Annotated in this window: 26 protein-coding genes and 1 pseudogene; 14 read left to right on the top strand and 13 right to left on the bottom strand. The window is 66.7% G+C overall.

Translation table 11 applies throughout. The features are described 5' to 3' along the window. Positions 1–24: 24 nt before the first annotated feature. From V6F88_RS13955 to V6F88_RS13945, 3 genes are all read right to left on the bottom strand, one after another. The gene (locus tag V6F88_RS13955) at positions 25–951 is read right to left on the bottom strand and encodes a LysR family transcriptional regulator (RefSeq protein ID WP_332610161.1); all 927 of its coding nucleotides are present in this window, start codon (positions 949–951) and stop codon (positions 25–27) included. A 2-nt stretch (positions 952–953) separates the two neighbouring features. Beyond that, a complete protein-coding gene (locus tag V6F88_RS13950; protein WP_104141892.1) occupies positions 954–1652 on the bottom strand; it encodes a glutathione binding-like protein in 699 nt (232 codons plus the stop codon). Between the two features lie 132 nt (positions 1653–1784). Next, the gene (locus V6F88_RS13945) at positions 1785–2240 is read right to left on the bottom strand and encodes a hypothetical protein (RefSeq protein ID WP_332610158.1); all 456 of its coding nucleotides are present in this window, start codon (positions 2238–2240) and stop codon (positions 1785–1787) included. Between the two features lie 318 nt (positions 2241–2558). On the opposite strand from V6F88_RS13945, the gene V6F88_RS13940 reads away from it, so the two are divergent. Both V6F88_RS13940 and V6F88_RS13935 read left to right on the top strand, forming a co-directional pair. Next, entirely contained in the window at positions 2559–3437 is an 879-nt protein-coding gene (locus V6F88_RS13940) for an alpha/beta hydrolase (protein ID WP_332610156.1), read from the top strand. 485 nt (positions 3438–3922) lie between these two features. Continuing rightward, entirely contained in the window at positions 3923–5119 is a 1197-nt protein-coding gene (locus V6F88_RS13935; RefSeq protein ID WP_332610155.1) for a tetratricopeptide repeat protein, read from the top strand. Positions 5120–5252: 133 nt separating this feature from the next. Here V6F88_RS13935 and V6F88_RS13930 read toward each other — a convergent pair whose 3' ends face one another. Further along, positions 5253–5969: a hypothetical protein gene (locus V6F88_RS13930; protein ID WP_332610154.1), complete on the bottom strand. Its 717-nt coding sequence runs from the start codon at positions 5967–5969 to the stop codon at positions 5253–5255. A 220-nt stretch (positions 5970–6189) separates the two neighbouring features. Between V6F88_RS13930 and V6F88_RS13925 the strand changes: the two genes are divergently transcribed. The 9 genes from V6F88_RS13925 to V6F88_RS13885 all read left to right on the top strand — a co-directional run bounded on the left by V6F88_RS13925 (position 6190) and on the right by V6F88_RS13885 (position 17349). Next, positions 6190–8217: a hypothetical protein gene (locus tag V6F88_RS13925; protein ID WP_332610153.1), complete on the top strand. Its 2028-nt coding sequence runs from the start codon at positions 6190–6192 to the stop codon at positions 8215–8217. Positions 8218–8235: 18 nt separating this feature from the next. Then, complete coding sequence (locus V6F88_RS13920; protein WP_332610152.1) at positions 8236–9210, top strand: hypothetical protein; 975 nt, start codon at positions 8236–8238, stop codon at positions 9208–9210. A 76-nt stretch (positions 9211–9286) separates the two neighbouring features. Continuing rightward, complete coding sequence (locus V6F88_RS13915) at positions 9287–9451, top strand: hypothetical protein (protein WP_332610151.1); 165 nt, start codon at positions 9287–9289, stop codon at positions 9449–9451. 209 nt (positions 9452–9660) lie between these two features. After that, positions 9661–10881, top strand: coding sequence for a CaiB/BaiF CoA transferase family protein (locus V6F88_RS13910; protein ID WP_332610150.1), 1221 nt, complete (start codon positions 9661–9663; stop codon positions 10879–10881). Positions 10882–10900: 19 nt separating this feature from the next. Next, positions 10901–11698 (top strand): enoyl-CoA hydratase/isomerase family protein, encoded by a 798-nt coding sequence (locus V6F88_RS13905; protein ID WP_442880302.1) that lies wholly within the window; start codon positions 10901–10903, stop codon positions 11696–11698. Positions 11699–11709: 11 nt separating this feature from the next. Further along, positions 11710–12933 (top strand): CaiB/BaiF CoA transferase family protein, encoded by a 1224-nt coding sequence (locus V6F88_RS13900; RefSeq protein WP_332610148.1) that lies wholly within the window; start codon positions 11710–11712, stop codon positions 12931–12933. Beyond that, positions 12930–15305 carry an acyl-CoA dehydrogenase gene (locus V6F88_RS13895; protein ID WP_332610147.1) on the top strand — a complete coding sequence of 792 codons (2376 nt, stop codon included), beginning with the start codon at positions 12930–12932 and terminating at the stop codon, positions 15303–15305. The genes V6F88_RS13900 and V6F88_RS13895 overlap by 4 nt, the downstream gene beginning before the upstream one ends. A 43-nt stretch (positions 15306–15348) precedes the next feature. Then, positions 15349–16320 carry a Bug family tripartite tricarboxylate transporter substrate binding protein gene (locus tag V6F88_RS13890; protein ID WP_332610146.1) on the top strand — a complete coding sequence of 324 codons (972 nt, stop codon included), beginning with the start codon at positions 15349–15351 and terminating at the stop codon, positions 16318–16320. A 66-nt stretch (positions 16321–16386) separates the two neighbouring features. Then, the gene (locus V6F88_RS13885) at positions 16387–17349 is read left to right on the top strand and encodes a LysR family transcriptional regulator (RefSeq protein ID WP_332610145.1); all 963 of its coding nucleotides are present in this window, start codon (positions 16387–16389) and stop codon (positions 17347–17349) included. A gap of 27 nt (positions 17350–17376) precedes the next feature. Here V6F88_RS13885 and V6F88_RS27915 read toward each other — a convergent pair. The 9 genes and pseudogenes from V6F88_RS27915 to V6F88_RS13845 form a co-directional block, all read right to left on the bottom strand. After that, a pseudogene (locus V6F88_RS27915) lies at positions 17377–17463 on the bottom strand (pentapeptide repeat-containing protein); the annotation flags it as partial. A 15-nt stretch (positions 17464–17478) separates the two neighbouring features. Continuing rightward, complete coding sequence (locus V6F88_RS13880; RefSeq protein ID WP_332610144.1) at positions 17479–18348, bottom strand: amidohydrolase family protein; 870 nt, start codon at positions 18346–18348, stop codon at positions 17479–17481. After that, a complete protein-coding gene (locus V6F88_RS13875) occupies positions 18345–18959 on the bottom strand; it encodes a carboxymuconolactone decarboxylase family protein (protein ID WP_332610143.1) in 615 nt (204 codons plus the stop codon). The genes V6F88_RS13880 and V6F88_RS13875 overlap by 4 nt, the downstream gene beginning before the upstream one ends. A 94-nt stretch (positions 18960–19053) precedes the next feature. Continuing rightward, entirely contained in the window at positions 19054–19668 is a 615-nt protein-coding gene (locus tag V6F88_RS13870) for a glutathione S-transferase N-terminal domain-containing protein (RefSeq protein WP_332610142.1), read from the bottom strand. 36 nt (positions 19669–19704) lie between these two features. Further along, the gene (locus V6F88_RS13865; protein ID WP_332610141.1) at positions 19705–20349 is read right to left on the bottom strand and encodes a flavin reductase family protein; all 645 of its coding nucleotides are present in this window, start codon (positions 20347–20349) and stop codon (positions 19705–19707) included. 36 nt (positions 20350–20385) lie between these two features. Then, entirely contained in the window at positions 20386–21369 is a 984-nt protein-coding gene (locus V6F88_RS13860) for a tripartite tricarboxylate transporter substrate binding protein (RefSeq protein ID WP_332610140.1), read from the bottom strand. 51 nt (positions 21370–21420) lie between these two features. Then, a complete protein-coding gene (locus V6F88_RS13855; protein WP_332610138.1) occupies positions 21421–22419 on the bottom strand; it encodes a Bug family tripartite tricarboxylate transporter substrate binding protein in 999 nt (332 codons plus the stop codon). A gap of 116 nt (positions 22420–22535) precedes the next feature. After that, the gene (locus tag V6F88_RS13850) at positions 22536–23066 is read right to left on the bottom strand and encodes a thioredoxin family protein (protein ID WP_332610136.1); all 531 of its coding nucleotides are present in this window, start codon (positions 23064–23066) and stop codon (positions 22536–22538) included. Positions 23067–23086: 20 nt separating this feature from the next. After that, a complete protein-coding gene (locus V6F88_RS13845; protein WP_332610135.1) occupies positions 23087–23776 on the bottom strand; it encodes a cytochrome c biogenesis CcdA family protein in 690 nt (229 codons plus the stop codon). Positions 23777–23949: 173 nt separating this feature from the next. Between V6F88_RS13845 and V6F88_RS13840 the strand changes: the two genes are divergently transcribed. The 3 genes from V6F88_RS13840 to V6F88_RS13830 are packed head-to-tail and all read left to right on the top strand — an operon-like array spanning position 23950 to position 26204. Next, the gene (locus V6F88_RS13840; RefSeq protein WP_332610134.1) at positions 23950–24099 is read left to right on the top strand and encodes a hypothetical protein; all 150 of its coding nucleotides are present in this window, start codon (positions 23950–23952) and stop codon (positions 24097–24099) included. Between the two features lie 48 nt (positions 24100–24147). Beyond that, a complete protein-coding gene (locus tag V6F88_RS13835) occupies positions 24148–24885 on the top strand; it encodes a response regulator (protein ID WP_332610133.1) in 738 nt (245 codons plus the stop codon). Next, a complete protein-coding gene (locus tag V6F88_RS13830; protein ID WP_332610131.1) occupies positions 24882–26204 on the top strand; it encodes an ATP-binding protein in 1323 nt (440 codons plus the stop codon). The genes V6F88_RS13835 and V6F88_RS13830 overlap by 4 nt, the downstream gene beginning before the upstream one ends. Positions 26205–26229: the final 25 nt, after the last annotated feature.

Here is a 26229-nt window from a genome sequence, read left to right as displayed (position 1 = left end):
TATCAGGCGGGCGTCAACAGGTCTTCACGAATCGTGAAGAGCTACGACGGCCCATTTGCCCTGTTGCGCCAGCGTGCGCGAGACATCGGCCAGCACCAGCCGTGCGGCAAGCGCGGCGGGCGACAGTTCATCGTCGGACAGGCTCACCAGCAGATTGGGGCGGAACAAATGCGCGTCGTCGATGCGGGCCATGTGCAGTTGCCCGGGCGCAATGCGCGCCGTGGCGGAGCTGGGCTGGATGGTGGCGGCGCTGCCCAGCTGCACTACGTCCATCAACAGCGACAAGCCATCGACCTCGGCCACCACGCGCGGCGTCTGGCCCAGTTGCAGAAAGGCGTTGTTGACCAGCGCACGCAGCCCATGCCGCCCGCTGGGTAGCACCAAGGGCAGGTGCGAGATGTCGGCCAGCCGCGTCGTGTCGCCGCCCGGGACGCCGGGCATGTCACGGCGGGCGCACAGGAACAGCGGCTCGTCCAGCAGGGGCATGATGCTCCAACGGCGCGCGGATTCGGCCTGGAACACGATGGCCAGGTCCAGCAACCGGCCGTTAAGCATGTCGGCCAGATGGCCCGACAGCGCCTCGACCAGATGCAGCCGGATGTCGGGATAGCGCTCGTTCATGGCTTGCAGAAACGGCGCGCCCAGAATGGCGGCGGTGGTTGACGACAGGCCCACGCTGACGTGGCCGGCCAGCCGCGCCTGTTGCGCGGCCTGCACGGCGTCATCCGCGTGGCGCAAGGCCAGCTGGGCTTGCCGAAAAAACGCCAGCCCCGCGTCGGTTGGCACCACGCCGCTGGCGCTGCGCTGCAACAGCCGCGTCGACAGTTCGCCCTCTAACCGGCTGATCTGCTGGCTGAGAGCCGACGTGACCATGCCGATGGACATCGCCGCGCGGCCGATGCTGCCTGCCTCGACCACGCGCACGAAGTAACGCAGCTGGCGCAGTTCCATGCCTAGCTCGGAATGGTCAAGCCCCGCACCACGGCCGGGCGCGCGACAAACGTTTCCAGCACGCGGGCCACGTTTGCAAACTGCGGGAAACCGACCAGCTCGCCCGCTTCGTAGAATCCGACCAAGTTGCGTACCCACGGAAAAATGGCGATGTCGGCAATGGTGTATTCGTCGCCCATGACCCAGTCGCGGCCTTCCAGGCGCTGGTCCAGCACGCCCAGAAGGCGCTTGGCCTCGGCCACGTAGCGGTCGCGCGGGCGCTTGTCTTCGTAGTCCTTGCCGGCGAATTTATGAAAGAAGCCCAGTTGGCCGAACATGGGGCCAATGCCGCCCATCTGGAACATCAGCCATTGCAGCGTCTCGTAGCGTTCGGCCGTGTCCGTCGGGATGAACTGGCCGGTCTTGCTGGCCAGGTAGATCAGGATGGCGCCCGACTCGAACAGCGCCAGCGGCTTGCCGCCCGGGCCGTTGGGGTCAAGGATGGCCGGGATCTTGTTGTTGGGGCTGAGGGACAGGAATTCCGGAGAAAACTGGTCTTGCTTGTCGAAGGCGACCCGATGGGGCTCGTAGGGCAGGCCGATCTCTTCCAGCAGGATCGACACCTTCACGCCGTTGGGCGTGGGCAGCGAATACAGCTGGATGCGGTCGGGATGCTGGGCGGGCCACTTCTTGGTGATGGCGAACGAGTCTAGGGAGGTCATGCGGGGTTTCTCCAGAGGAGGCGGAAGTCGTGACGGGGAATTGCGCCGACAATCCTAGCGCATACGAGCAGAAATCCGGCTGAAAGTTACCGGCGGGCGGGCGCCGCGTGTGCCGCCCGGCTTGGCTGCCGGCTAGCGCGCCCGGTGGTTCGACAAGCGCCGCAGCGCCCAACGCGCCGCCGTCGTCAACAGGGCAATGGGCAGCACCAGGGGCCATTCCGCCAGGAACAGTTCTCGCGTGGCCTCGCCCGGCGCCCAGGTGTTGCCGAACACGATCGGCGCGGGCGGCGCCAGGTAAAGCGCCACCAGCGCCGCCGCAAAGGTCGCCGCAAGCGTCGCCACCGCGCGGCCGGCCCCGGTCATGCGGGCGCCGGCCAGGCGCTCGGCAAGCGTCAACAGCAGCAGCCCGGCCAGACCCGCCAGCACGGCGTCGGCGTAGAAATCGCGAGGTCCGTAGAGGTAAGGCGCGTCGGGCACCGCCCAGCCGTAGGCGCCCGTGGTCAACAGCGACGTCAGGCAAGCGCCAAAGAGCGCGGCGGCGCCGGCCAACAGCAGGAAATCGCAGAGTCGGGGTAGAAATTTGAGCATGAAGGCTGGGGTCGGATTGGTGGGAAAACGGCGAACGGGCGCAGCATGCCACAGGTGGTGGCGGGTCGGCCGGGTCGGCCGGGTCGGATCGGTCGGATCGGTCGGATCGGATCGGTCGGATCGGTCGGATCGGATCGGGCCGGTCGGGGCGGGTCGGTTGGGGCGGGTCGGCCGGGTCGGATCGGTCGGATCGGTCGGATCGGGCCGGTCGGGGCGGTCGGTCGGATCGGTCGGGTCGGCTTCGCGGTGGGACGGTCGGCGGCGACCTCTGCAACTGCGCTACATTGATCGGCGTTCCGCCTTCGCCACGTCCCATCCATGCGCGCGCCCTGCTTGCTGTTGTCCTTGTTGGTGGCCACCGCCCTGCCCGGGCCGGCCATGACCGTTTCGTACGCCGCGCCGATAGCCACAGCCCCCACGTTTCCGGCAGCCGTGCTGGCCGATCAGCGCTACGGCCCCGACCCCGCCCAGATTGCCGATGTCTATCTGCCCGATGCATCGACACCGCGCGCCCGACCCGCGCCGGTGCTTGTCGTGGTGCATGGCGGCTCATGGAAAGGCGGCGACAAGGCCACGCCCGACGTCGTGCAGGACAAGCTGGCCTACTGGCTGCCCCGGGGCTACGCCGTGATCTCGGTCAACACACGGCTGATGCCGCAAGCCCGGCCGGCCGCGCAAGCCGAAGACCTGGGGCGGGCCATCGCGTGGATCGCCGAGCAGGCTGGCCGCTGGCAGGTTGACCCGGACAACCTGTTCGTCATGGGCCATTCATCAGGCGGCCACCTGTTGACCTTGCTGGGCGCCGACGCCGCGATGCGCCAGCGCACGGGCGCCCCCTTGTGGCGGGCCAGCATCATCCTGGACGGGGCGGGCTTCGATCTGCTGGACGTCATGCCGCGCCCGCACGCCCCGTTTTACGACGAAGCCTTCGGCGCGGACCCCGCCGAATGGGCGCAGGCGTCGCCCGCCGCGCAACTGACCGGGCCGCAACCGCCCGCGTTATTCGTGTGTTCCACATTGCGACCGGACCCATGCCGACGCGCGCAGCGCTACGCCGACCTGTTGACGGCACATGGCGGCCAAGCCGCGCTGTTCGGCGTTGCCCGCAACCACGCGCAGGTCAACGCCGACGTCGGTGCCGACAACGAGGCCACCCGCGCAATCAACGCCTTCATCACCGCACGACTACAGCGGTAGAAGCCGTAAGCGCGATAGGACGCAGGTGGAACCGTCCGGCGACGATCGGTGGCCATCGAAAAACGGTCGACAGCGATAGGGACCGACGAGCAACAGGCCGCGCGTTCGTGACACAATCTGGCCCGCCTCAATGACGGGCGGGCCGCCATCGTGCCCGCCACCTCCATGCCCCTGTTCACCCTGCACCGCCTGACCTCGCTGATCCTGACCGCCGCCGGTCTGCTGGCCTTGGCGGGCGCTCACGCCGAACCCGCGACGGTAGGCGATATGCCGCCCCGTATGCCGCCCCGTATGGCGCCCCGTATGGCGCCCGCCGTGATACCCGGCGATTCTGAAGCTGCCACACCCCCCGCGCCTGCCGCAGCCGCCCTCACCGAGCCCCCGCCCGGCATGGCCCAGTACGGCCGGGGCACCCATGGCCAGACCCTGACCCTGACACTGCCGAGCGACCACCACAGTGCGCCGCGCCGCACACGCCGTATCGTTTGTTCCTGACGGGCAAGCAGGAATCCATTGAAGACACGCCCAGCCAGGACGGCATCCTGCACGGCGTCACCGACGACCAGGGCCGTACCGCCTGGGTCTGGACCGCCAAGGCGCACGCCCCGGACGACTTCACGCTGATCCGCCGCGTCGGCGACGGCGCGTGGGGCCACTTCTTCCAGTTGCATTCCAGCAGCAGCACCAAAGAACCCGTGCCCGCGTGGCCCTACATCCTGACCATGCGCCAGCGCTGGGGCGAACAATGGGTAGACCTGGGCTACACCACGCGCCAAGGCGCCACCGCCTACTTCAGCCACGACAAGCCGGCCGTGTCCATATCCCTGTCCATCGAGGGGCCCGCTATCGACAACCGCGCCTGCTTTGACGAGCTGGACGCCGTCAACCGCAAATTCAGCCAGGGCGACGTCGACGGCGCGAATGCGCTGATCAGCGGGATGCGCTGCGCCGCCACCCCGCAACAACAGCTGGACCTGGCGCAACTGCTGTTGATGGTCGGTCGGCAGGACGATGCCCGCCACTGGCTGATGCGGGCACGCGAATGGCGGTTTCCGCAATCCCTGAAACCCGTCGACACCGATTTGCTAAGCGACCGGCTGGACGTAGAGCGGCTGCTGGGCATGCCCGACCTGGCGCTGGCCGATGCGCAAACGCTGCAACAGCGTCAATCCAGGCTCGGCCGTGCGGGGCGGGCCAGCGACACGGACTGGGCCAACAACATCGCTTATTTTCTGGCGGACTTTCCGGACTACCTGCCCCAAGCCGAAGCCCAGGCGCGGCAATCGATCCGCGAGATGGGGCCGAACGCGTTCAACCAAGGCACCCTGGGCTGGATCCTGAGCCTGCAAGGCGACAGCGAAGAAGGGCTGCGCCTGCTGCATGTGGCGTATCGGGAGTTGTCTCGCAATGAAGAGCTGGTGGCCGACTATGGCCTGGCGCTATGGCGACACGACCGCCCCGAGCAGGCGGTTCGCCTGTGGGACGAGGCGCAGGCGCAATGCGTGTGGGGCCCCCGCCTGCACGACGCCATGCGCGAGGCGCGGTACCCGCATCCCTACTTCCAGCCGGCGGATTCCGACGCGGTCAAGGCGTATCGCCAACGCTGCGACGCGCCTCGGACCAAACGCAAGACCGTGGCCGGAGTCGCGCATAACGGCGCTGTCGTAACCGGACGCCATTAGGCGGGCACGGCTAGCGGGGTTCTCTAGCGCGGCTCCGCCTTGCCCGGCGCCTCTTGCCGGGCGCCCCTCGGCGGGCGCCCCTCGGCGGCCCCCGCCCCGTATCCAGGGCCGCATCGCGGCCCCGGCAACCGTCTTACTTCTCGTCCTTCATCTTGACGTCGCTGGCGGTGTCGGCCTTCAGGCCGCTGGTGTTGATCTTGCCGGGCGGCGGCGCGTCGATCTCGTCCAGGTTGGCGGCGGCGGGCGCGGCGGCTGCCGGTGCGGCGACCTCATCCAGGTTGACCGCATCGGCGACAGGCGCCGTGGGCGCGGCGGGCTTGGCCTTGGGCGGCGCCTTCGGGCGCGGCTTGGCTGGCACGCGGGGCTTGGCCACTTCCAGCGGACGGGTGTACAGGTTGCCGTCCTGATAGACCAGCATGTAGGGCTTGCCGACAGCCGGCTTCACGGTCTGGCGGGCCGTCCACTGGCCGTTGGACACGTTGAACGCCAGCGGGCCTTCGCAGCTGCGATAGCTGTTCTGCCACTTTGACGACTGCGCGCCCGATACGCGGTAGACGTGATAGACGTGGTTGCAGCCCAGCTCCGGAACGTCCAGCGTGATCAGCGTTGCGCCCGGCACTTCGGACACGTTCGCCACCGTCATGGCTGCGCCCTTGACCTCAAGTTCCATCACCTTCTTCTGGCCATAAAACTTGATGTCGTACGAATCGTTGTAGTAACGGCGCAGCGCGGCGCGTTCGCCGTTAACGGAGAAAACCTGTTGTTCCTTGGCCAGGACTTCGCCAAAATCCAGGCCCATCTTGCCCGAACCCGTGCTGACGCAGCCGCCCAGCGCAGCCGTTGCGACCACGGCGGAAATCGTGACTATTGCGCGAAATGCACGACTGACATCGGACCCGCCTGCCGCTTTTTCTGAAAACCATCCGATGAAAGCTGAAGTCACGCCATAACCCCTTGATAATATTGCATTAAATAGTGGTTAGGAACATTCCTAAGCCACGTATCATTTAATGTCAAATGATTCGCAATGTTATACTGTAAACCAAAGCGTACAGGGCGAGGCTGAAAGCATGAAGAAGGTTTGCGTGGCCGCGGCAATTGCCGCAAGCGTTGGCAGCCTGCCAGCACACGCCGAGGCGTATCGCCTGGCATATTCCAAAGCGGAAAACATCGAGATATTCATCGATCACGCCGCCGGCTCGCCGTGGTGCAGCGCCCATCTGGACTTGCGCGCCGTGTACGGCGCCGCGCCCGACGCCGCCGCGCTGGGCCGCCTGCTTCCCAAGATCGGGGTTTTGCTGGGCAAGCAATGCGCGCAAGCCGTCGATCTGCGTTGGGCCAGCTACACCAGCGCCGGCGCACGCGTCGCCGACGGCACCAGCACAAAGGCCGCGGCCTGGGCCATGCAAGCGTCGGCTGCCGCGCAGCCCGCCGCCACGGCGGCATCCGCTGCCGCACCGACGGCGCAATCGCCCGTCACGCCAGCCGCCCCCGCGCAGGCCCAGCCCGCGACGCCGACACCAGACCCCGCCTCCGTGGCCTCCGTGCCCGCCGCGCCGACGCCGCCAAGCCCGGCTGTCGCGCAGGCCGACGTCGCACCTGTTGCCGCCCCCGCCGCAGCACCGGCTGCCGCTACCCCCACCACACCCGCTGACGAACCCGCAGCCGCAGTCGCACCGGCCACCGCTGCACCGGCCGCTGCTGCCCCCAACGCTGTTGCACCCGCTGCCGCAGCATCGGCTGCCGCAGCACCGGCTGCCGCAGCACCGGCTGCCGCAGCACCCGCCGCCCCTGCACCCGCCGCCCCTGCACCCGCTGCTGTTGCTCCGGCCGCCCCCGCCGCTCCCGTACAAACCGCGTTCGCCGTCAACGGCTGGACGCCGCCGTTGCCCGCCGCCGCGCTGGCGGGTAACCCGCTACTCCAGACGCTGTCCGACCAGAACGGCTGCAAGGTCGTTTCGACGTTCCGCCTGGGCGACAACGCGCAATACATCTCGCTGAAAACCGACGGCCTGTCCTGCGGCCCCGACGGCTACGCCACCGGCAAGGGCCGGCTGCGGCTGGAACGCTCGGACGGCGCGCGCATCGCGCAAAGCAGCGACGTCTGGCTGATGTCCGGGTTTCCCTTCACCGCGCCTGTCGCCGCCGCCCGCCTGACCCATGCCGACGCCGACGGCACGCTGTGGTTCCACCTGGACAGCGACCCGGCCACCCGCTCGCACTACCTGCTGCGCGGCGACCGCTTGTCCTACGGCAACGGCCTGGACGTCTGGCGCCCCAACCGCGTCGACGTCGTGACCGAAAGCGCCGATGTCTTCCGCAATGCCGCCAACATCAAAGTCGCCGTCGACAGCGCACTGCGTGTGCTGGAACGCACCGCCCTGCCTGATGCCGGCAACATCCGCATCGTGTTCTCGGACGATTTCGAACAAGGCGCCATCGGCGACAAAGTCGAGCACCTGCTCTACATGATCACCGCCGACCGCCCGACCGACTGGCGCACCGGCAAGCCGCGCGGCGAATGGCGCTACAACCTGCAATACGCGCAGAACTACCTGTTCAAGCGTGACGAACTGCTGGCACGTAAAAAGCGCGAAGAACAGATGCGCCTGGCCAACAAGGAACGCGACAACCTGCGCCAATATCAAAACCTGGTCGAGCAGGCAAAGAGCGACCCCAAGGGAATCCTGGGCCGCATGCAGCGCGACGTGCGTTACGACGTGATGACCGGCGGCGACTACCGCGCGCTGATGGCGGGCCGCAAGGCCGGCGTGCGCATGGTCATCCACGTAGACGACCACGACGGTAACGACGCCATGGCTGACTGGCCGTACGAAATCCGCCTGCCCGGCCAGAAGGCCATGAAGGAAGGTTGGTATCTGGCGCCCGGCGAACTGTCGCTGGACCCCGCGCGCCAAGACGACAAAGGCTTGCCGCTGACGCTGCTGGCGTTGACTCCCGGCGCATCCGTGGCGTGCCAGAAAGAAGGCTGCGCCGACTTGAACGATCCCCTGGTGGGTGCGCGGATGATGTTGGGCCTGCCCGACTGGACGCCCGAACAAGCCCAGGCAGTCATCGATCAAGCGTCCCAACCCTAATCGCCAGACGAGCAAGCAATGATCAAACAAAAGAATGGCCTGATCGCAGGCGGTGTGGTGGTGGTGCTGGCCTGCGCCTGGTGGGGCCTGGGCGCGTACGCCTCGGGCAAGGCCGAAGACGAAATCGTGGCCTTGCTGGACAAGACCGGCCAACGCGACAACGTGCGTTGGCAGAGCATTTCGGCGTCGCCCTTCGGGTCGGCCAAGCTGAAGCAGGTGTCCATCGGCCCGGCGGCAGCGCCCGTGGCCCTGATCGACACCGTGAAGATCAGCGGCCTGCGCAACACCGACGACCGCCGCAGCGGCGACGTGACGATTGAAGGCGCGGCCTTGCCCAACGGCTCCAGCGTCCTTAGCCAGACGGATCTGGCGCGCCAGGCCGGCAAGTTGAACCTGCCGCCCGCCAACCTGCGCGTGCGCTGGGACTACCAACGCGACGACGACAACGCCGAGATCCAGTTGAACCTGGAACAACCCGACGCGCTGAACGCCGACTTGTCACTGAGCCTGGAACGCGTCAATGGTGCCGTCGCGATGGCCGAAGACGGCTCGGGCCTGGCCGCCGTGGGCATGATGGGCATATTCGGCATGGGCCGCATCGACCGCGCGCTGGCCCCGCTGGCGCAAGTGCGCATTCAAAGCGGCAGCCTTTCCATCAAGGACGACGGCTACGTCAAGCGCAGCGTCGAACTCTTCAAGCGCTATAACCTCACGCCCGTTCCGGGCGACGGCGATCCGGAAAAGCAGCGCGCCAAGCAATTCGAAAAATTCGTCGATGACGGCAAGAAGCGTTGTTTTGACCAGAAGACGCTAGCCGGCTTCAAAGACAACGAAGACGCCTGCAAGGCCATCGCCAATTTCGCCAGCGGCGACAAGCGTTCGATCACCCTGACGCTGAACCCGCGCAATGGCGTATCGCTGGCCGAATTGTTTGCCGGCGCCGGCAACCAGGCCAAGGTTTTCGCGCTGCTGGCCCCCACGCTGGACAATTAAGCGACGCCTATAATCTCCTGCACACGCTGCGCATCACGATCACGCGCCTGCTCTGGGGCAGCCGCAGGAGACCACCATGAAATCGACGTTGATAGCCTTGCTGACCACGCTTGCCCTCTCCGCTTTGGTAAGCGCTTGCACCAACAGCCCAGGCGGCCCGCCGCACCCCGGCGCCGTCAATCCCTACAGCAGCGGCGGCTTTCACGACGCCGGCCCGGACTACCCCGACACGGGCCGCTGACCAATTTCCTTCCCGGCTTCACTGCGGCCCCCGGCGCGCCTCCGTGCCCGCCGCAGTGCCCGCCGCAGTGCCCTCCTCCGTGCCGCGCCCCCTCGCTCTTCCGAGCGGGTCGGTGCCAAAACGCATAACAGCTTTGTGCCCCGGGTGCATCCCGCCGCAAGCCGGAAATCCTAGACTACCTGCACATCACAGGAGTCAAGGAGAAGGCTTTGCAGCCGCTGTTATCAAACGTGAAAGTGCTGGACCTGAGCCGCATTCTGGCCGGCCCCTGGGCCAGCCAGATCCTGGCCGATCTGGGCGCCGACGTCATCAAGGTCGAGCGGCCGGGCCTGGGCGACGACACCCGGTCCTGGGGCCCGCCCTTCCTGAAAGACGAACACGGTCAGGACACCACCGACGGCGCCTACTTCATCGCCACCAACCGGGGCAAGCGATCCATCACGCTGGACTTGCAGACGCCTGAAGGGCAGGCGCTGGTCAAGGACCTGTGCCGCGACGCGGACGTGGTGCTGGAGAACTACAAGGTCGGCACGCTGGCGCGCATGGGGCTGGACTACGACTCGCTGGCCAAGATCAATCCGCGCCTGGTGTATTGCTCGGTCACCGGCTTCGGGCAGACCGGCCCGCGCGCCGCCGAGCCCGCGTACGACTTCCTGATCCAGGCCATGGGTGGCCTGATGAGCGTCACCGGCGAACGCGACGACAAGCCCGGCGGCGGCCCGCAAAAGGTCGGCGTGCCCATCGTGGACCTGACCACCGGCGTCTACGCCGCGCTGGGCATCGTGGCCGCGCTGCTGCGGCGCTCGCAGACGGGCCAGGGCGAATACATCGACGTCGCCATGCTGGACGTGCAGGTTGGCTTGCTGGCCAACCAGGCAATGAACTTCTTGCTGGGCAACCGCGTGCCGCGCCGCACCGGCACCGCGCATCCGAACATCCAACCGCAACGCACCTTTGTATGCGCCGACGGCGACATCGTCATCGTCGTGGGCAACGACGCGCAATTCGCCGCGCTGTGCCGCCTGCTGGGCAAGCCTGAACTGGCGCAAGACCCCCGCTACATCACCAACAGCCAGCGCGTGACGAATCAAGACACGCTGGACCCGATCCTGGACGCCATCTTCCTCACGCAGCCGCGCGCGCACTGGCTGGCGGCGCTGAAGACCGCCGGCGTGCCGGCCGGGTCGATCAACACCGTGCCTGAAGTGTTCGACGACCCGCAGGTGGCGCACCGCGCCATGTTGCGCCGCCTGCCGCACCCCACCGCCAAGAGCGTGCCGCAAGTGATGAACCCCCTGCGCTTCGCCACGGCGGACCTGCGCGCCGACCGCGCACCGCCGCTGCTGGGGCAGCACACCGCCGAAGTGCTTGCAGAACTGGGCATGAGCGCACAGCAAATTGCCGACCTGCGCCAGCGCAAGATCATTTGAACAAGACGGAGACACGGACATGACCATGCCCGAAAACTTGACCGGCCCCTACACCGCGCTGGACGTCACGCTTGAGGACGGCGTGGCCGTCATCCTGCTGGCCAATCCGCCGGTGAACGCGCTAAGCACCGACATGATGAACGAGCTGTCCTGGGTGCTGGACCGCATCTCGGAAACGCCCGAGGTGCGCGCCGTGGTGTTGTCCGGGCAAGGCAAGATATTCTGCGCCGGCGCGGACCTGAAGAACCGCGCCGCCACCATCAAGGGTCCGGGCGACCTGCCGCAGCATTCACGCCGCACCCGCGAGTGCTTTCATGCCATTCGAGAATGCGCCAAGCCCGTCATCGGCGCCATCAACGGCGCGGCGCTGGGCGCCGGGCTGGCCATCGTGGCCTCATGCGACATCCTGCTGGCGGCATCGACGGCCGTGGTCGGGCTGCCCGAAATCAACGTCGGCCTGCTGGGCGGTGGACGCCATGGCATGCGGCTGTTCGGCCATTCCCGCTTGCGCCGCATGATGCTGACCGGCTTGCGCGTGGACGGCGACGAACTCTATCGCCTGGGCATCGTCGAAGCGTCCGTGCCCGCCGACGCCTTGATGGACCGCGCCCTGGAACTGGCGCGCGAGCTGGCGTCCAAGAGCCCCTTGGCCACCGTGCTTGCCAAGCAGACGCTGAACGCCATCGAAGACATGAGCCTGCGCGACGGCTACCGCTACGAACAGGACATGACCGCCGCCATCGGCAAGACCGAAGACGCCCAGGAAGCGCGCCGCGCCTTCCTGGAAAAGCGCGCACCGGTGTTCCAGGGCAAATAAGGGGAAGACCGATGAGCCGTGCATTAGAGGGCGTAAAAGTCCTGGATTTAAGCCGTGTGTTCTCCGGCCCGTGGGCCGCGCAGATGCTGGCCGACTTTGGCGCCGACGTCATCAAGGTGGAACGCCCGGGCCGGGGCGACGACGTCCGGCACCAGGGCTATCCAATGCCGGATCGCCATGGCGAACCCAGTCGGCAGACCTCGTCGTTTGTCGCGATGAACCGGGGCAAGAAATCGCTGACCATCGACATTTCCAAGCCCGATGGCCAGGCGCTGGTTCGCCGGCTTGCCCAGCGCGCCGACATCGTCATCGAGAACTTCAAGGCGGGCGACTTGCGCCGCTACGGGCTGGATCACGACGCGCTGTCCAAGGTCAACCCCCGGCTGGTGATTTGCTCGATCACCGGCTTCGGGCAATCCGGCCCATACAGCCATCTGCCCGGCTACGACCCCATCTTTCAATCCATGAGCGGGCTGATGAGCGTGACCGGGGTGCCCGATGGCGAACCCGGCGCGGGGCCGGTCAAGGCGGGGTATTCCGTGTCGGACATCACGGCGGGCTTTTACGCGGTGGCGGCCATACTGGCAGCGCTGCACCATCGGGACCAGATCTCCGGCGTAGGCCAGCATATCGACCTGGCGTTGCTGGATGCGCAGATTGCCGCCATGTCGCACATCGGCATGAACTATCTGGCCAGCGGCCAGGTGCCCGCGCGCATGGGGTCGGCCTCACAGATCACTGCGCCCTTTCGCGCGTTTGCCTGCCGCGATGGCCACTTGATGGTGGCGGTGGGCAACGACACGCAGTTTCGCGCCTTCTGCGCGGCGATCGGACTGCCCGCGCTGGCCGAGGACGCGCGCTTTACCAGCAACCCCAAACGCGCCGCCGCGCAAGCCGAGTTGTCGCGCCTGATCGAGCCGGCCATGCAGGCTCGCACCGTCGGCGAATGGAACGACGCGCTGGCCTCGGCCAACGTGCCCTGCGGCCCGATCTACACGATGGACCAGGTATTCGAAGACCCGCAGGTGCGGCACCGCCAGGTGCTGGGCCGCATCGCGCATCCTGAACTGGGCGACATGCCCGTCATCAACAACCCCATCCATTTTTCCAAGACGCCAATCACATCCGGGCTGCCCCCGCCCCTGCTGGGCGAACACACCGCCGATGTGCTGCGCGCCGAACTGGGCCTGTCCGACGAAGAGATCGCGCGCCTGCACGCCGAGGGCATCGTATGAGCAGCGTGGACCCTGCCTTGATCGAAGAGATACGCGACAGCGCGCGTGACTTTCTGTCGCGCCGCGACCAGCGCCAGCGCAAGCGCTCGGCAAGCGGCGTCGATCGCGCCTACTGGCGCCAGATTGCCGACGCCGGCTGGCTTGGCATGAGCGTGCCGGAAACCTTGGGCGGGCTGGGACTGGGCTGGCACGCAATGGCCGCCGTCATTGAAGAAGCCGGACGCGCGCAATTGCCCGAACCGCTGGTGGGCGCGGGCGTGCTGGGCGCAACCTTGCTGTCGAACATCGCGCCGCTGCCTGGCTCGCCTTTGCGCGACACCCTGCTGCAAGCGGTGTGCGACGGGACGCGGATGATTGCGCTGGCCTGGCAAGAAACCGAAGGCCAGCTGGAAGCCGGCGAGGCCGCGGGCGTGTTCGGCGTCAGCGCCACCCCGCGCGAAGGCGCCTATGTCTTGAACGGCGAAAAGCGCCACGTCATTGCCGACGCCGCCGCGGACGGCTGGCTGGTAACGGCCGATAGCGAAACAGGCACCCTGCTGTTCTACCTGGCCGCCGACACGACAGGCGTCACCGTGCGCCCCCATGCGCGCGCCGACGGCACGCCTGCGTGCCACCTGAGCATTGAATCGGCCATCGTGCCGGCCGACGCGCTGCTGTCCCAGCACGAAGTCCTGGACGCCGTGGACCATGCCTTGGATTACGGCCGCCTGATGCAATCGGCCGAATTGATCGGCGTGGCGCGGCAGGTGCTGGCCGATACGGTGGTCTACCTGAACACGCGCCAGCAATTCGGCAAGCCGCTGTCATCGTTCCAGGCGCTGCAACACCGCCTGGTGGACGCGGCCATGCAGGTGGAGCTGGCGGCCAGCAGTTTGCAGGACGCGTTAAATACACTGGCCGACGCAACGGGCCCGGACCCTGTCACCGTCCGCAAGGTAGCCGCCAGCCGCGTGAAGGCCCGCGCGGCGCGGGCCGGCCTGGACGCCACGCGCCTGGCGATCCAGCTGCACGGCGCCATTGGCTACACCGAGGAATGCGACGTCAGCCTGACCTTTCGCAGCGCCTTGCACCTGGCCGCGTGGCTGGGCAACGCCGCCGCGCATCGTCAACGCTACGGCGCGCTGGCCGATGCGCCCGCGCCCCCGGCCGACGACACCGCCGCGCCGTCATCGCCGGCGGAATTTCCCCGCGACGCCGACTGGAACGGCATGCCCGAAGCCGACTTCCGTGCGCTGTTGCGCCGATTCTTTCACGCGCATTATCCCCAGCACCTGCGGCATGTGCCTTGGCGGCTGCATTGGGATGAGATCAAGCCGTGGTACTTCACGTTGTCGCGCCAGGGTTGGATTGCACCGTCGTGGCCGCGCGAGCATGGCGGCATGGCCTTGTCGCCCGCGCGGCAGATCGCTTTCATCGAAGAGGCCGAGCGCCATGGCGTGGCGCGCGCGCCCGACCAGGGCCTGGTCATGCTGGGCCCCATCCTGATCCGCTACGGCACCGAAGAACAACGCGCGCGCTTCCTGCCGGGCATCCTGTCGGGCCAGGCTGTGTGGGCGCAGGGATATTCCGAACCGAACGCGGGCTCGGACCTGGCGGCGTTGCGATGCGAAGCCGTGATCGATGGCGACGACCTGATCGTGACCGGCCAAAAAACCTGGTCCACGCTGGCGCAGGACGCCACGCACATGTTCATGCTGGTGCGCACCGACAAGACGGTGAAGAAGCAGGCGGGCATCAGCTTCCTGCTGGTGGACCTGGCCAGCCCCGGCATCAGCCGCCGCCCCATCCGCACGCTGTCCGGGCACGAAGAATTTTGCGAAGTGTTCTTCGATCAGGTGCGTGTGCCGCGCGCCAATGTCGTGGGTGAACTGAACGCGGGCTGGGGTATCGCCAAGGCGCTGCTGGGCTTTGAACGCTTGTTTTCAGGCAGCCCGAAACACGCCAGCCACGCACTGCAACAGATCTTCAGCATCGCGCGGCAACGCGGTTTGTTGTCCGACCCGGCTTTCACGGATCGCCTGGCTGAACTGCGGATGGACAGCGCCGACCTGACCGCCATGTACCGCGTGTTTGCCGATATGGCGCGGGCCGGACGGCCGCTGCCGCCCACGCTGTCGCTGCTGAAGATCTGGGCCACTGAAACCCATGAGAGGCTGGGCGCGCTGCTGATCCAGATTGCCGAGGAATACGGCGGCGCCGACATGCGCCTGGGCTACGGCGATGGCGATGGGCATGGCGATGGGAATGGGATTGGCGGCGTACAAGCGCTGGCGCCCTACATCAACGCGCTGGCCGCCACCATCTTCAGCGGCACCAACGAGATTCAACGCAACATCTACGCCAAACAGGTCCTGGGCCTGGACGGCGCATAACAACATCGCGCCGGCACGACTAGGCGCCATCAGGAGAGGGACAATGAAAAACGCACCCGCATTGACGGTGGCCGCGGTATTGCTGGCCGCAACGATGGCGCCCGTGGCCCAGGCCGCGCAGCCCTGGCCCAGTCAGCCCATCCGCTTGATCGTGCCATACCCGCCCGGCGGCTCGGTCGACAACCTGGCCCGCCTGCTGGCGCCCGCGCTGGGCAAGCGGCTGGGCCAGACCATCGTCATCGAGAACAAGGCAGGCGCCAGCGGCACCATCGGCGTGGACGCCACCGTGCGCGCCGAGCCGGACGGCAACACGTTCGGGTTCGGCGTGCCGGGCGCGATCACCGGCCTGCCGCACGTCATGAAGGTGCCTTACAACGTCAGCACCATTCAGTATGTGTCGCTGGTGGCGCGCATTCCCCAGGTGGTCATGGTGAACCCGTCGCTGCCCGACACCACGCTGGCCGCCTTCGTCGCCAGCGCCAAGCAGCATCCGGGCAAATACAACTACGGCTCGGCCGGCAACGTGACCACGCCCCATCTGGGCGGCGAACTGTTGAAGCAGCAAACGGGCATCGACATCATGCACGTGCCGTACAAGGGCGCCGCGCCCGCCGTCACGGCCTTGCTGTCCAACGAAGTGCAGATGTTTCCCGGTGACGCGTCGGCCGCCTTGGGCTTCATCAAGGCAGGCAAGCTGCGCGCGCTGGCGGTGGCCAGCCCCGAACGCTTCGAGGGCCTGCCCGATGTGCCGACGACCCGCGAGGCGGGTTTTCCCGGCGTGATCGTCGAATCGAACTACGGCATCATCGCCCCCACCGGCACGCCCAAGGACATCGTCGACAAGATGGCGGCGGCCATCGCCCAGTCCCTGGCGGAACCCGCGTTGCGCAAGAAGATGATCGACCAGGGCGCCATTCCGGCGGCAAGCTCGCCGGACCAATACCGCACGCTGATGGAAACCGAATCCAAGAAATGGGGCGACGTGATCCGACGCGGCAAGCTTGGCCTGGAATGACCCGCTGCCACGCGCTTTGCCGTACGCTTATGCCGTTCCTTCTGCCTGCGACCCCGCCCCGCCATCATGCCTTTCGCCAAAGCCACCGGGCTAAGCCTGGACCTGACCGCCGACCTGAACAAATGGAGGGCGTTCCTGGCGATTGCGGAACTGGGCAGCATCACGCGCGCCGCGCTCTATCTGGACCAGGACCAATCCGTGCTCAGCCGCCGCATCAACGCACTGGAGCGCGAGTGCAATGCGCGCTTGTTCAACCGCACGGGTCGCGGCGTGAATCTGTCCGAGGTGGGCCAGCGGCTGTTCCCCTTGGTGCAAACGTTGCTGGGCGACGCGGAAAGACTGGAACTTGAGCTGAACGGCCAGGCGCGCGAGCCCGCGGGCGAAGTCACGCTGGGGCTGTTGCCGTCCACCGCGCATCCGCTGATCCGCCGCCTGTTTTCGCGCTTGCGCAAACACTTTCCGAAGGTGCATTTGAAGATTCTTGAAGGCTCCAGCGGCCAGATCGAAGAGTGGCTGACGGACAGCCGCGTGGACATCGCCATCCTGTACCGCTATGGCGACAAATGCCCGCCGGGCGAGCAGGCGCTGGCCTACGTGGATTCCTACCTGGTGGGCGCGGCGGGCGATACGCGCACCGCATCGGGCGAAGTCACCTTCGACCAGCTGAACGACCTGCCCTTCATCCTGCCGGGCGCGCCGAATGGTTTGCGCAATGCGCTGGACGGCCTGGCGCGTGCGCGCAAGATCACCATCGCGCCGCTGATCGAAGCGGACTCATTGCCGCTGATGAAGTCGATTGTCGAGCACGAGAACATGTACACCGTGCTGCCGCTGCATGCCGTCTGGCAAGAGGTGCAGGAGGGCCGGTTAAGCATCGCGGCGCTGCGTGACCCGACGATGGGCCGGATTATTTCCATGGCGTTTTCCAGGTCCAAGGGACCGGGCCGCACCGTCATGGAAGTGGCGGCGCAGATCGAAACGCTGGTGCGGGAAATCGGCGGCGAAGGCGTGTGGCACGCGGAACCCTGAGGGGGGCAGGATCGCCTGCCGCAGGATCGCCTGCCGCAGGATCGCCTGCCGCAGGATCGCCTGCCGCAGGTCCGCCTGCCGCAGGTCCGCCTGCCGCAGGATCGCCTGCCGCAGGTTCGCCTGCCGCCCTTATCCAAACCCGTACAAGCGGGCTGGGTTGTCCACCCATACCTTCTTGCGCAAGCCGTCGTTGCCCAGCCATTCATAGGCCACGTCCACCAGCGCATCGGCCGATGGCGCGGCCGCGCCCATGCGCACGAACGGCCAGTCCGATCCCCACAGCACCTGATCGGGGTTGGCGGCCGTGAACGCGTCGTGGATATAGCGGGCATTTTCATAGTCGGGCGCAGCGCCCACGCGGCACAACGTCAGCTTCATCCAGATTCGCCCATCCGCCAGCAAGCCGCGCAGCAGCTGAAAGGCCGCGTCCTGCTCGCCACGCGCCGGCACCAGGCTGCCCAGGTGATCGATCACAATCGGCACGTCCAGCGCGGCCAGCGCCGGCAGATGCCGCACATACGCATCGCAAGGCGCCCACAGCTGGGCATGCAGGCCAAACTGCTTCATGCGCGGCGCCATCGCGGCGACCTGCCCAAAGCCCACGCTGCCGGGAAACAGATTGCCGGCCGGGTCGCGCGCTTCCAGAAAGCGCAGACCGCGCACGCCGCCCTCCACCAGCGCCTGCAACTGCGCATCGGACACCGACGGATCGGCCACGGCGATGCCGCGCAGGCGGTCGCCGCCTTGCGCCAAGGCGTCCAGCAACGCGGCCGGGTCCACGCCATAGGGCGCGGGCTGCACCAACACCCCGCGCGCCGCGCCCAGGGTATCCAGCATGTGCAGGTAGCGCGGCGCAGGCGCGTCCGGCGCGGCATACGACGAAGCGTGTTGCAGGGGAAAGCGGTCATACGGGCCGAACACATGGCAATGCGCATCGCAGGCCAAGGCGGGCAGCGCGTGCCTGGGCGCAACGGGCATGCGCGGCATCTCGGGTGTCATGGCTGCTCCTTGCGCGGCAGCGCCGCCAAGCGGCTCAAGGCCGGCGCGCCGTCTTGCCGCGGAATATCCAGCGGCGCGGGGGCCTCGTCCGGCATGGGAATGTCGTGCGCGTTCAAGGTCATGGACACCATGGTGTAGTAGCCGATCACCGCCGTCAGCTCCACCACGCCCACCGCCTGCCAACGCGCTACCGCTTCGGCATACAGCGCGGGATCGACCTGGCCGGTTTCCTGCAACTGGCGCGAGAACTCGTAGACGACTTCATCGTCGCGCGTATCGAACGCCGGCGCCTTGCGCGCCTGGATGGCGTCCAGCACGGCGTCTGCAATGCCGGCCGCCCGCGCCGCCTGCGCGTGAATATGCCATTCGATCTGGCTGTTCCAGCGGCGTGCCGTCACCACAATCGCCAGCTCGCTGACACGCGGCGGCAGGCTGGTGCCAAAGCGCAGCAAGGCGCCCAACGCCTGCCAGCGTTCGGCAAGCTCGGGGCTGTGCAGCGCCGCGCGCAAGGGGCCGACGAGACGCCCGCGCGGGCCCGAGACGATCTTCTCGTACACGCGTTTCTGGTCGTCGGTCATGCTGTCGGGGGAAGGCAGCGGGATACGGCTCATCATCATCCTCGGTTCAAGTTATGGCGCGGCCCCGGGCAGGCAACGCAGCGCGCAACCACGCGCACGTCATCGGGCCGGGTTGGATACGGCGTGTTCAAGGCGATTCGTCCGGCTGGCTGCGCGCCACCGACGGGCGCACGCAAAAGCCCTCATGCCAGGCGGCAAGCGTCGGATGCCCACCACGCCAATCGATATCCGGAAAACGATAATCCATGTACGACAGCGCGCAGCCGATGGCAATCACCCCCAGGTCAAAGCCGCTGGCCGACAACGCGGCCGCCTCGACTTCCAGCGCGGCCAGCACGGCACGCACCTTCAGCGCAAACGCGTCCAGCCACGCCGCTGTCTGCCTTTCCACCGGCTTGTTGCGCTCTTGGCGGTACAGCAGCAACGCATCCAGAAACCCATCACCCAACGCCTGCCGGCGTTCGGCCACCAGACGCGCGGTGGGATCGCCGGGCATTAACCGGCCGCCCGTCAGCCCATCCAGATACGCGCAGATGACCCGCGAATCGTACAAGGCCGTGCCATCTTCCAACACCAACGTGGGCAGCTTGATCAGCGGGTTGTCGGCCACCAGATCCAGATTGGGCTTGTCCATTGCGACGGGCGTGCGCACCAATTGCACGCGGTCTTCGATACCGCCTTCGTAAAGAACGATCATCACCTTGCGCACAAACGGCGACCGGGGCGACCAATGCAACTTCATCGTGGTTCTCCTTGGGGTTGCGCGACGGGGCGCGCATCAATGCCCTTGCGCGGGCAGCACCGACGGATCGTTGGCTGCGGCGGGCGCAAGCATCTGGAACAAATCACTTGTGTGCGCGTACCACCCCGCGCCATGCATGCGGCCCAGCAAGCCCAGCGCGGGCGTGTCCACATGAAAGCGATCGCGGTTCAGCAACGCATCGTCGCGCAGATACATGCCCACCACGCGCGCCAGCACGATCACGCGATGCGGCGCGGCCTCGATCACCTGCCACACCTTGCACTCCAGCGCTGCCGGGCTTTGCGCAATGCGCGGCGGCGCAATCAGCGTCGATGGCTGCGTGGACAAGCCCACGCGCGCCAATTCATCGACACTGGCGTCGTAGTCCAGGCTGGTCTGATTCATCTGCCGGGCCAATTCCCTGGACACCACATTGATCACGAATTCACCCGTGTCCATGATGTTGCGCGACGAATCCTTCCACTGGCCGGCGCGCGGGCCGATGCCCAGCGCCACGATGGGCGGGTCACTGCTGACGACGTTGAAAAAAGAAAACGGCGCGGCGTTCAGATCGCCGCGCGCCGACTGCGTCACCACCCAGGCAATCGGCCGAGGCACGACGACGCTGGACAGCAGCTTGAACGCATCGGCGGATGCCAGTTGGCTGAAATCAAAATTCATGGCGGCATCGCCCCGCGGCAGCGTTACGAAGGTTAATCATTTTGCCAGCAGCCCCAGCGAGCCCAGCAGCCGCTGCATGTCGGCGCGATCACGGCGCACGTAGGCGTCGGCCTGGGCGGGCGACAAGGACATGATTTCTATTGCCTGCTCTTGCATCACGCGCCGGTATTCCGGGTCGTCGTTCACGGCCTGGACCGCGCGGCTCAAGCGCTGCACGATGTCGGGCGGCGTGCCGGCGGGCACGGCCAGGCTGTACCACGTGGCGGCTTCGGCGCCCGCCACACCGGCTTCAGCCAGCGTGGGCACGTCGGGCAACAACGCCGAACGCTTGTCGGCCGCATACGCCAACGCCACCAGGCGCCCTTGGCGGATGAACGGCAGGCTGGCCGACAGGTTCAGCATGGCCAGGTCGATCTGGCCGCCCACCACATCGTTGATGGCGGGCGATGCGCCGGCGTAGGGAATGTGATTGAGCTGCACATGCGCAGCTTGCTGGAACTGTTCCGCGCCCAGATGCGTGGCGCCGCCCACGCCCGCCGACCCGTAGCTGAGCTTGCCGGGTTCGGCCTTGGCGCGGTCCAGCAGCTGCGCCACCGTGGTGATGCCGCGCGACGGGTTCACCACCAGCATGATGGGCTGCACCGCCACCACCGAACAGAACGCGAAACCGTCCACGCCGTCGTAGGGCGTTTTTTGCATCAGCGGCGTCACCACGTGGCCGGCGGACGTGCCCAGCAGCAAGGTGTAGCCGTCCGGCTTGGCGCGCGCCACAAAACCCGTGCCGATGGACGCGCCGCCGCCTGGTTTGTTTTCCACCACCACCGGTTGGCCCAGCCGCTTTTCCAAGGCACGCCCCAGGCTGCGCGCGACCACATCGGCCGGCCCACCCGCCGCGTAGGGATTCACCAGCGTCAAAGGGCGGTCAGGATAAGACGCGGCCTGGGCGGCAGGCAGCAGCAATGCGGCCAGCGCCGTAATCATGGCCGCCCTTGCCAGCCGAAATCGATTCATCGATGTCATGGAATTTCCCGTTGAGGGGCGATCAACCTCGCGCCCATGACCAGCCGGCGCTCAGTCCGCCTTGGCGCCGGACTGCTCGATCACCTTGGCCCACTTCGCCGTATCCGTCTTGATCTGCGCGGCGAACTGCTCGGGCGTGCTGTGCGTGGTCTGGATGCCGTAGGCCGCCATGCGCTCGACCATTTGCGGCGACGTCATCACCGCCGCGATGTCCTGGTTCAGCTTGTCGATCACCGCGCGCGGCGTACCTGCCGGCGCCAGCACGCCTGACCACAAGCTGACTTCGTATGACGCAAAGCCGGGCGTTTCTGAAATCGACGGCACATCGGGCAACACGGGCAGGCGCTGCCGGCTGGTCACGCCCAGCGCGCGCACCTTGCCTTGCTTGACCTGTTCGATGAAGTTGGATGACGTGTCGATCATCATCGATATCCGGCCCGCCAGAAAATCGTTGATGGCGCCCGACGTGCCCTTGTACGGGATATGGCGGATATCCACGCCCGCCGTGGACTTGAACATTTCGCCGGCCAGATGGCTGGTCGTGCCGTTGCCCGATGAGCTGAACGTCAGTTCGCCCGGCCGCGCCTTGGCCAGCGCCGCCAGTTCCGCCACGGAATTCACGTTCAGATCGGGACTGACCACCAGCAGGTTCGACGTCAGGTTGGTCATCGAGATCGGCGCAAAGCTCTTTTGCGGGTCGTAACGCAGCTTGGAGTACAGCGACGGGTTGATGGTCAACACGCCCATCGTCGAGTAAAGCAAGGTGTAGCCGTCGGGCGCCGCGCCGGCCACGGCTTCCGCGCCGATCGTGCCCCCCGCGCCACCCCGGTTTTCCACCACCACGGTCTGGCCCAGCTTCTCGCCCAGCCCCTGCGCCAGCGCCCGCGCCATCAGATCGGTTGCGCCGCCCGCCGGAAACGGCACCACCATCCGGATGGGGTGGTCGGGATAGGCGCCCGCCACGGCCGGCGCCATCATCCCGACGGCGGATACCACCACCCCCGCCCCCAGCCACAGACCGACCGAGGTCAGCGCGCTTGCAATCTTCATGCTGTCTCCAAACCTTGTGATTTTTGTGTTTGAAGCATGGTATGCGGCGGGCCGGGCCGGCGCTATGCGCGGTATCGCATATCTGCTTTGCGCGGCGCATGGGCCATTCGATCGGGTCAGCCCGGTTGCGCCAGCAGGCGCTGGATCTCTGCCTCGGTCTCGGCATACCGCCCTTCGCCAAAATGGCGATACACAATGCGGCCCTGCTTGTCGATCAGGTAGAACGCCGGCCAGTACTGGTTGCGATACGCGTCCCAGGTGGCATAGCGGTTGTCCTGCGCCACCGGGTAGGTGATGCCAAAGCGCTCCAGCGCCTTTTGCACATTGGGCGTCGAGCGCTCGAACGGAAACTCCGGCGTATGCACGCCCACCACCGCCAGGCCCTGGTCCTTGTACTTCTGATGCCAGCCGGTCACGTAGGGCAGCGTGCGGATGCAGTTGATGCAGGTGTAGGTCCAGAAGTCCACCAGCACCACCTTGCCACGCAGCGACGCCAGGCTCTGCGGGCCGCCATTGAGCCAGTGCTCGATCCCCGTGAATTCCGGCGCGGGTGTGGGGTCGGGCTGAGGGGCGGCAGACGCCACCGCGGTCGCCAACGAGGTCGCCAACAGCGCGCCCAATGCAATTTTCTTGAACATGGCAAACATGGTCGATCTCCTTGATCGGGTCAGTTGAAAAGGTTGCTGATCCAGGCATACGCCAGGACGTCGTACTGGGAATGGATGGCCACGGCGGTCAGGATCAGCAGCACGCCAAAGCCTTGCTGCAAGCGCTGCGTGTAGCGCGACAGCCCACGTACCCGCGCGACGATGGCCTGCCCGCCATAGGCGATGACCAGCATCGGAATGCCCGCCCCGATGGCAAACGCCAACAGCAAGGTGCTGGACTGCGTCAGGTTCTGCGCCTTGGCGGCCAACACCAGAATCGAGGCCAGCACGGGGCCTGCGCACGGCGTCCATACCGCGCCCAGCGACAGCCCCAACACAAAGCCCCCGGCATTGCCGCTGCCCGCGCCGCCGGCGCTGAAGGCCAGCTGCTGCAAGGGGCCGCCGATACGGGCGATCAGCCGGTCGTAAGGCTGCGGCCAGATGCGCACCAGCCCGAACAGCACCAGCAGCGCAATCGACGTGGACCGCACCGCGTCGTGCACCGATGCGTTCAGGTTGGACAAAAGGCTCAGGGCGATGCCCAGGCCCGCAAAGGCCAGCACGAAGCCGGACACGACAAACAAGGGGCGCCAGCGGTCCGGGCGTTCCAGCGAGGTGCCCAGCAACACGGGCAACAAGGGCAACACGCAGGGCGACGCAATGGTCAGCATGCCGGCAAGCAATGCGATGGGGGTGTTGATCAGGTCCATGGGCAGTCCTTTGGAAAGAGGTCCCATTGCACCCGCGCCGCGTATCCGGCTTGTGCCGGTTTGGCGCCTTTTTCCCCGGCTTTTGTATCCGCCAAGGCGGCGTATACAGTACGACACACTTGCGGCGATGGCCGGCGCTATAACCGGGTCACCCCCACTCTTTGGAGCAATCCATGAAGCGCATCCTGGCTGTCCTGCTGCTGATGTTCGGCGGCTTCAGCGCTGAAGCCGCCAAGCCGTTTCAATGCCAGCTGATCAGCAATACGCGGCCGGGCGGCACGCCGGTTCCGCCCGTCGGCCGAGGGGGCCGCCGCCTTGGATAAAATCCGTTTACCCCGCGCCCTGCCGCCCTTGCCTGAAGGCCTTTGAAGATGGATCAATTGGATCACGTCATGATCGTCGACGACGATCGGGAAATACGCGAGCTTGCCGGCAACTTCCTGAAGAAGAACGGCCTGACCGTGACGCTGGCGGCCGACGGGCGGCAGATGCGGTCGCTGCTGGAGAACCTGTCCGTCGACCTGATCGTGCTGGACATCATGATGCCGGGCGACGACGGCCTGGTGCTGTGCCGCGAACTGCGCAGCGGCAAGCATCGCCGCATTCCCATCCTGCTGCTGACCGCGCGCGGCGACGACATGGACCGCGTGCTGGGCCTGGAGATGGGCGCCGACGACTATCTGGTCAAGCCCTTTGTCGCTCGTGAACTGCTGGCGCGCATCAAGGCGATCTTGCGGCGCACGCGCATGCTGCCGCCCAATTTTCAGGTAACGGAACCTGGTCGTGACATCGCCTTTGGCGACTGGCGGCTGGACACCACCGCGCGCCATCTGCTGGATAAGAGCGGCACCGTGGTGTCGCTAAGCGGCGCCGAGTACCGACTGTTGCGCGTGTTTCTGGACCATCCGCAACGCGTGCTGAATCGCGATCAATTGCTGAACCTGACGCAAGGGCGCGACGCCGATTTCTTCGGCCGCTCGATCGACCTGCTGGTCAGCCGCCTGCGCCAGCGCCTGTGCGAAGACGCGCGCGAACCGCGCTACATCAAGACGGTGCGCAGCGAAGGCTATGTGTTCGCGGCCGCCGTCGACATATCGGAAGGCGAATGAGGGCGCGCGCCGCGTTGCCGCGTTCCGCGTGGCCGGGCACGCTGGTCGCGCGGCTGTTCCTGATTTTTCTCATCGGTCTGGTGCTGGCCTACGGCCTGTCGTTTGCCGCGCTGTTCTACGAACGCTATAACGCCACGCGCTCCATGATGCTGGGCGACCTGGAGCGCGACGTGGCCATCGCCATCGACGTGCTGGGCCGCCTGCCCGCCAACGAACGCGCCGCCTGGCTGCCCCGCCTGTCCAGCGGCAACCGCGTCTATGAATTGGGCAACGGGCAGGCCGACCAGCCGTTGCAACTGGACGTGGCGCGCACGGCCGCGCGGTCGATTGAAGCGGCGCTGGGCGGCGCGCGGCCGTTGACCGTGCGCGCCATGGCCGACGACCCGCGCCACATCCAGGCGCGCGTCGTGTTGTCCGATGGGCAGCCGGTGGTGCTAAATATCCATCTATCGTCCATGCGCCCCGCCCCGTGGCTGCTGGCCGTGCTGGCGGTGCAACTGATTTTGCTGATCGCTTGCGCATGGCTGGCGGTGCGGTTGGCGGTGCGGCCGCTGACGCGCCTGGCCCACGCCGCTGAAACGTTGGATCCCAACGCCAAGAGCCCGCTGCTGCAAGAAGACGGCCCGGCCGAAGTCGCGCATGCCGCCACGGCATTCAACGCCATGCAGGCTCGCATCGCGGCCCACGTGGCCGAGCGCATGCAGATCCTGGGCGCGATCTCGCACGACCTGCAAACGCCGATCACCCGCATGAAGCTGCGCACTGAATTCATGGACCCGTCGGAAGATCGCGACAAACTGGCGCAAGACTTGAACGAGGTGGAACGGCTGGTGCGCGAAGGCATCGACTATGCCCGGAGCGCGCATGGCAAGGTCGAACCCCCCGTACGCGTGGACCTGAACGCGTTTCTGCAAAGCCTGGTCTACGACTATCAAGATACCGGCAAGCCCGTCAGCCTGGAGGGCGACAGCGGCGCGCCACTGATGGCGCGCCCGCATGCACTTCGCCGCATCCTGGGCAACCTGATCGACAACGCGTTGAAGTTCGCGGGCGCGGCCCAGGTACAAGTGGCGACACACGATGACGCCACGCTGTCTATCTTCGTGCTGGACCGTGGCCCCGGGATTCCGGACCACGAACTGGCCGCCGTGCTGCAACCTTTTTATCGCCTGGAAGGATCGCGCAACCGCGACACGGGCGGGACCGGGCTGGGTCTGGCTATCGCGCAGCAGCTGGCACAGGCGATGGACGGGGCGCTGATCCTGAGCGCGCGGGAAGGCGGGGGATTATCGGTTGAGTTGCGGCTGGCGCGTCAGTGATGCGGGTCGATTCGGTAGTGGGGAT

It is taken from the genome of Achromobacter sp. ESBL13 (genome assembly GCF_036668755.1).
Classification (GTDB): Bacteria; Pseudomonadota; Gammaproteobacteria; order Burkholderiales; family Burkholderiaceae_B; genus Achromobacter.
The sequence above is the reverse complement of the archived record's forward strand: the minus strand, read 5'-3'. Positions and strand labels throughout refer to the sequence as shown.

Coding starts and splice junctions, on each gene's coding strand:
- V6F88_RS13850 (WP_332610136.1), bottom strand. CDS start 23,066: ATGTTTGCCATGTTCAAGAAAATTGCATTGGGCGCGCTGTTGGCGACC.
- V6F88_RS13915 (WP_332610151.1), top strand. CDS start 9,287: ATGAAATCGACGTTGATAGCCTTGCTGACCACGCTTGCCCTCTCCGCT.
- V6F88_RS13845 (WP_332610135.1), bottom strand. CDS start 23,776: ATGGACCTGATCAACACCCCCATCGCATTGCTTGCCGGCATGCTGACC.
- V6F88_RS13950 (WP_104141892.1), bottom strand. CDS start 1,652: ATGACCTCCCTAGACTCGTTCGCCATCACCAAGAAGTGGCCCGCCCAG.
- V6F88_RS13900 (WP_332610148.1), top strand. CDS start 11,710: ATGAGCCGTGCATTAGAGGGCGTAAAAGTCCTGGATTTAAGCCGTGTG.
- V6F88_RS13835 (WP_332610133.1), top strand. CDS start 24,148: ATGGATCAATTGGATCACGTCATGATCGTCGACGACGATCGGGAAATA.
- V6F88_RS13895 (WP_332610147.1), top strand. CDS start 12,930: ATGAGCAGCGTGGACCCTGCCTTGATCGAAGAGATACGCGACAGCGCG.
- V6F88_RS13830 (WP_332610131.1), top strand. CDS start 24,882: ATGAGGGCGCGCGCCGCGTTGCCGCGTTCCGCGTGGCCGGGCACGCTG.
- V6F88_RS13920 (WP_332610152.1), top strand. CDS start 8,236: ATGATCAAACAAAAGAATGGCCTGATCGCAGGCGGTGTGGTGGTGGTG.
- V6F88_RS13905 (WP_442880302.1), top strand. CDS start 10,901: ATGACCATGCCCGAAAACTTGACCGGCCCCTACACCGCGCTGGACGTC.
- V6F88_RS13955 (WP_332610161.1), bottom strand. CDS start 951: ATGGAACTGCGCCAGCTGCGTTACTTCGTGCGCGTGGTCGAGGCAGGC.
- V6F88_RS13840 (WP_332610134.1), top strand. CDS start 23,950: ATGAAGCGCATCCTGGCTGTCCTGCTGCTGATGTTCGGCGGCTTCAGC.
- V6F88_RS13855 (WP_332610138.1), bottom strand. CDS start 22,419: ATGAAGATTGCAAGCGCGCTGACCTCGGTCGGTCTGTGGCTGGGGGCG.
- V6F88_RS13890 (WP_332610146.1), top strand. CDS start 15,349: ATGAAAAACGCACCCGCATTGACGGTGGCCGCGGTATTGCTGGCCGCA.
- V6F88_RS13875 (WP_332610143.1), bottom strand. CDS start 18,959: ATGAGCCGTATCCCGCTGCCTTCCCCCGACAGCATGACCGACGACCAG.
- V6F88_RS13860 (WP_332610140.1), bottom strand. CDS start 21,369: ATGACATCGATGAATCGATTTCGGCTGGCAAGGGCGGCCATGATTACG.
- V6F88_RS13945 (WP_332610158.1), bottom strand. CDS start 2,240: ATGCTCAAATTTCTACCCCGACTCTGCGATTTCCTGCTGTTGGCCGGC.
- V6F88_RS13870 (WP_332610142.1), bottom strand. CDS start 19,668: ATGAAGTTGCATTGGTCGCCCCGGTCGCCGTTTGTGCGCAAGGTGATG.
- V6F88_RS13885 (WP_332610145.1), top strand. CDS start 16,387: ATGCCTTTCGCCAAAGCCACCGGGCTAAGCCTGGACCTGACCGCCGAC.
- V6F88_RS13925 (WP_332610153.1), top strand. CDS start 6,190: ATGAAGAAGGTTTGCGTGGCCGCGGCAATTGCCGCAAGCGTTGGCAGC.
- V6F88_RS13880 (WP_332610144.1), bottom strand. CDS start 18,348: ATGACACCCGAGATGCCGCGCATGCCCGTTGCGCCCAGGCACGCGCTG.
- V6F88_RS13940 (WP_332610156.1), top strand. CDS start 2,559: ATGCGCGCGCCCTGCTTGCTGTTGTCCTTGTTGGTGGCCACCGCCCTG.
- V6F88_RS13865 (WP_332610141.1), bottom strand. CDS start 20,349: ATGAATTTTGATTTCAGCCAACTGGCATCCGCCGATGCGTTCAAGCTG.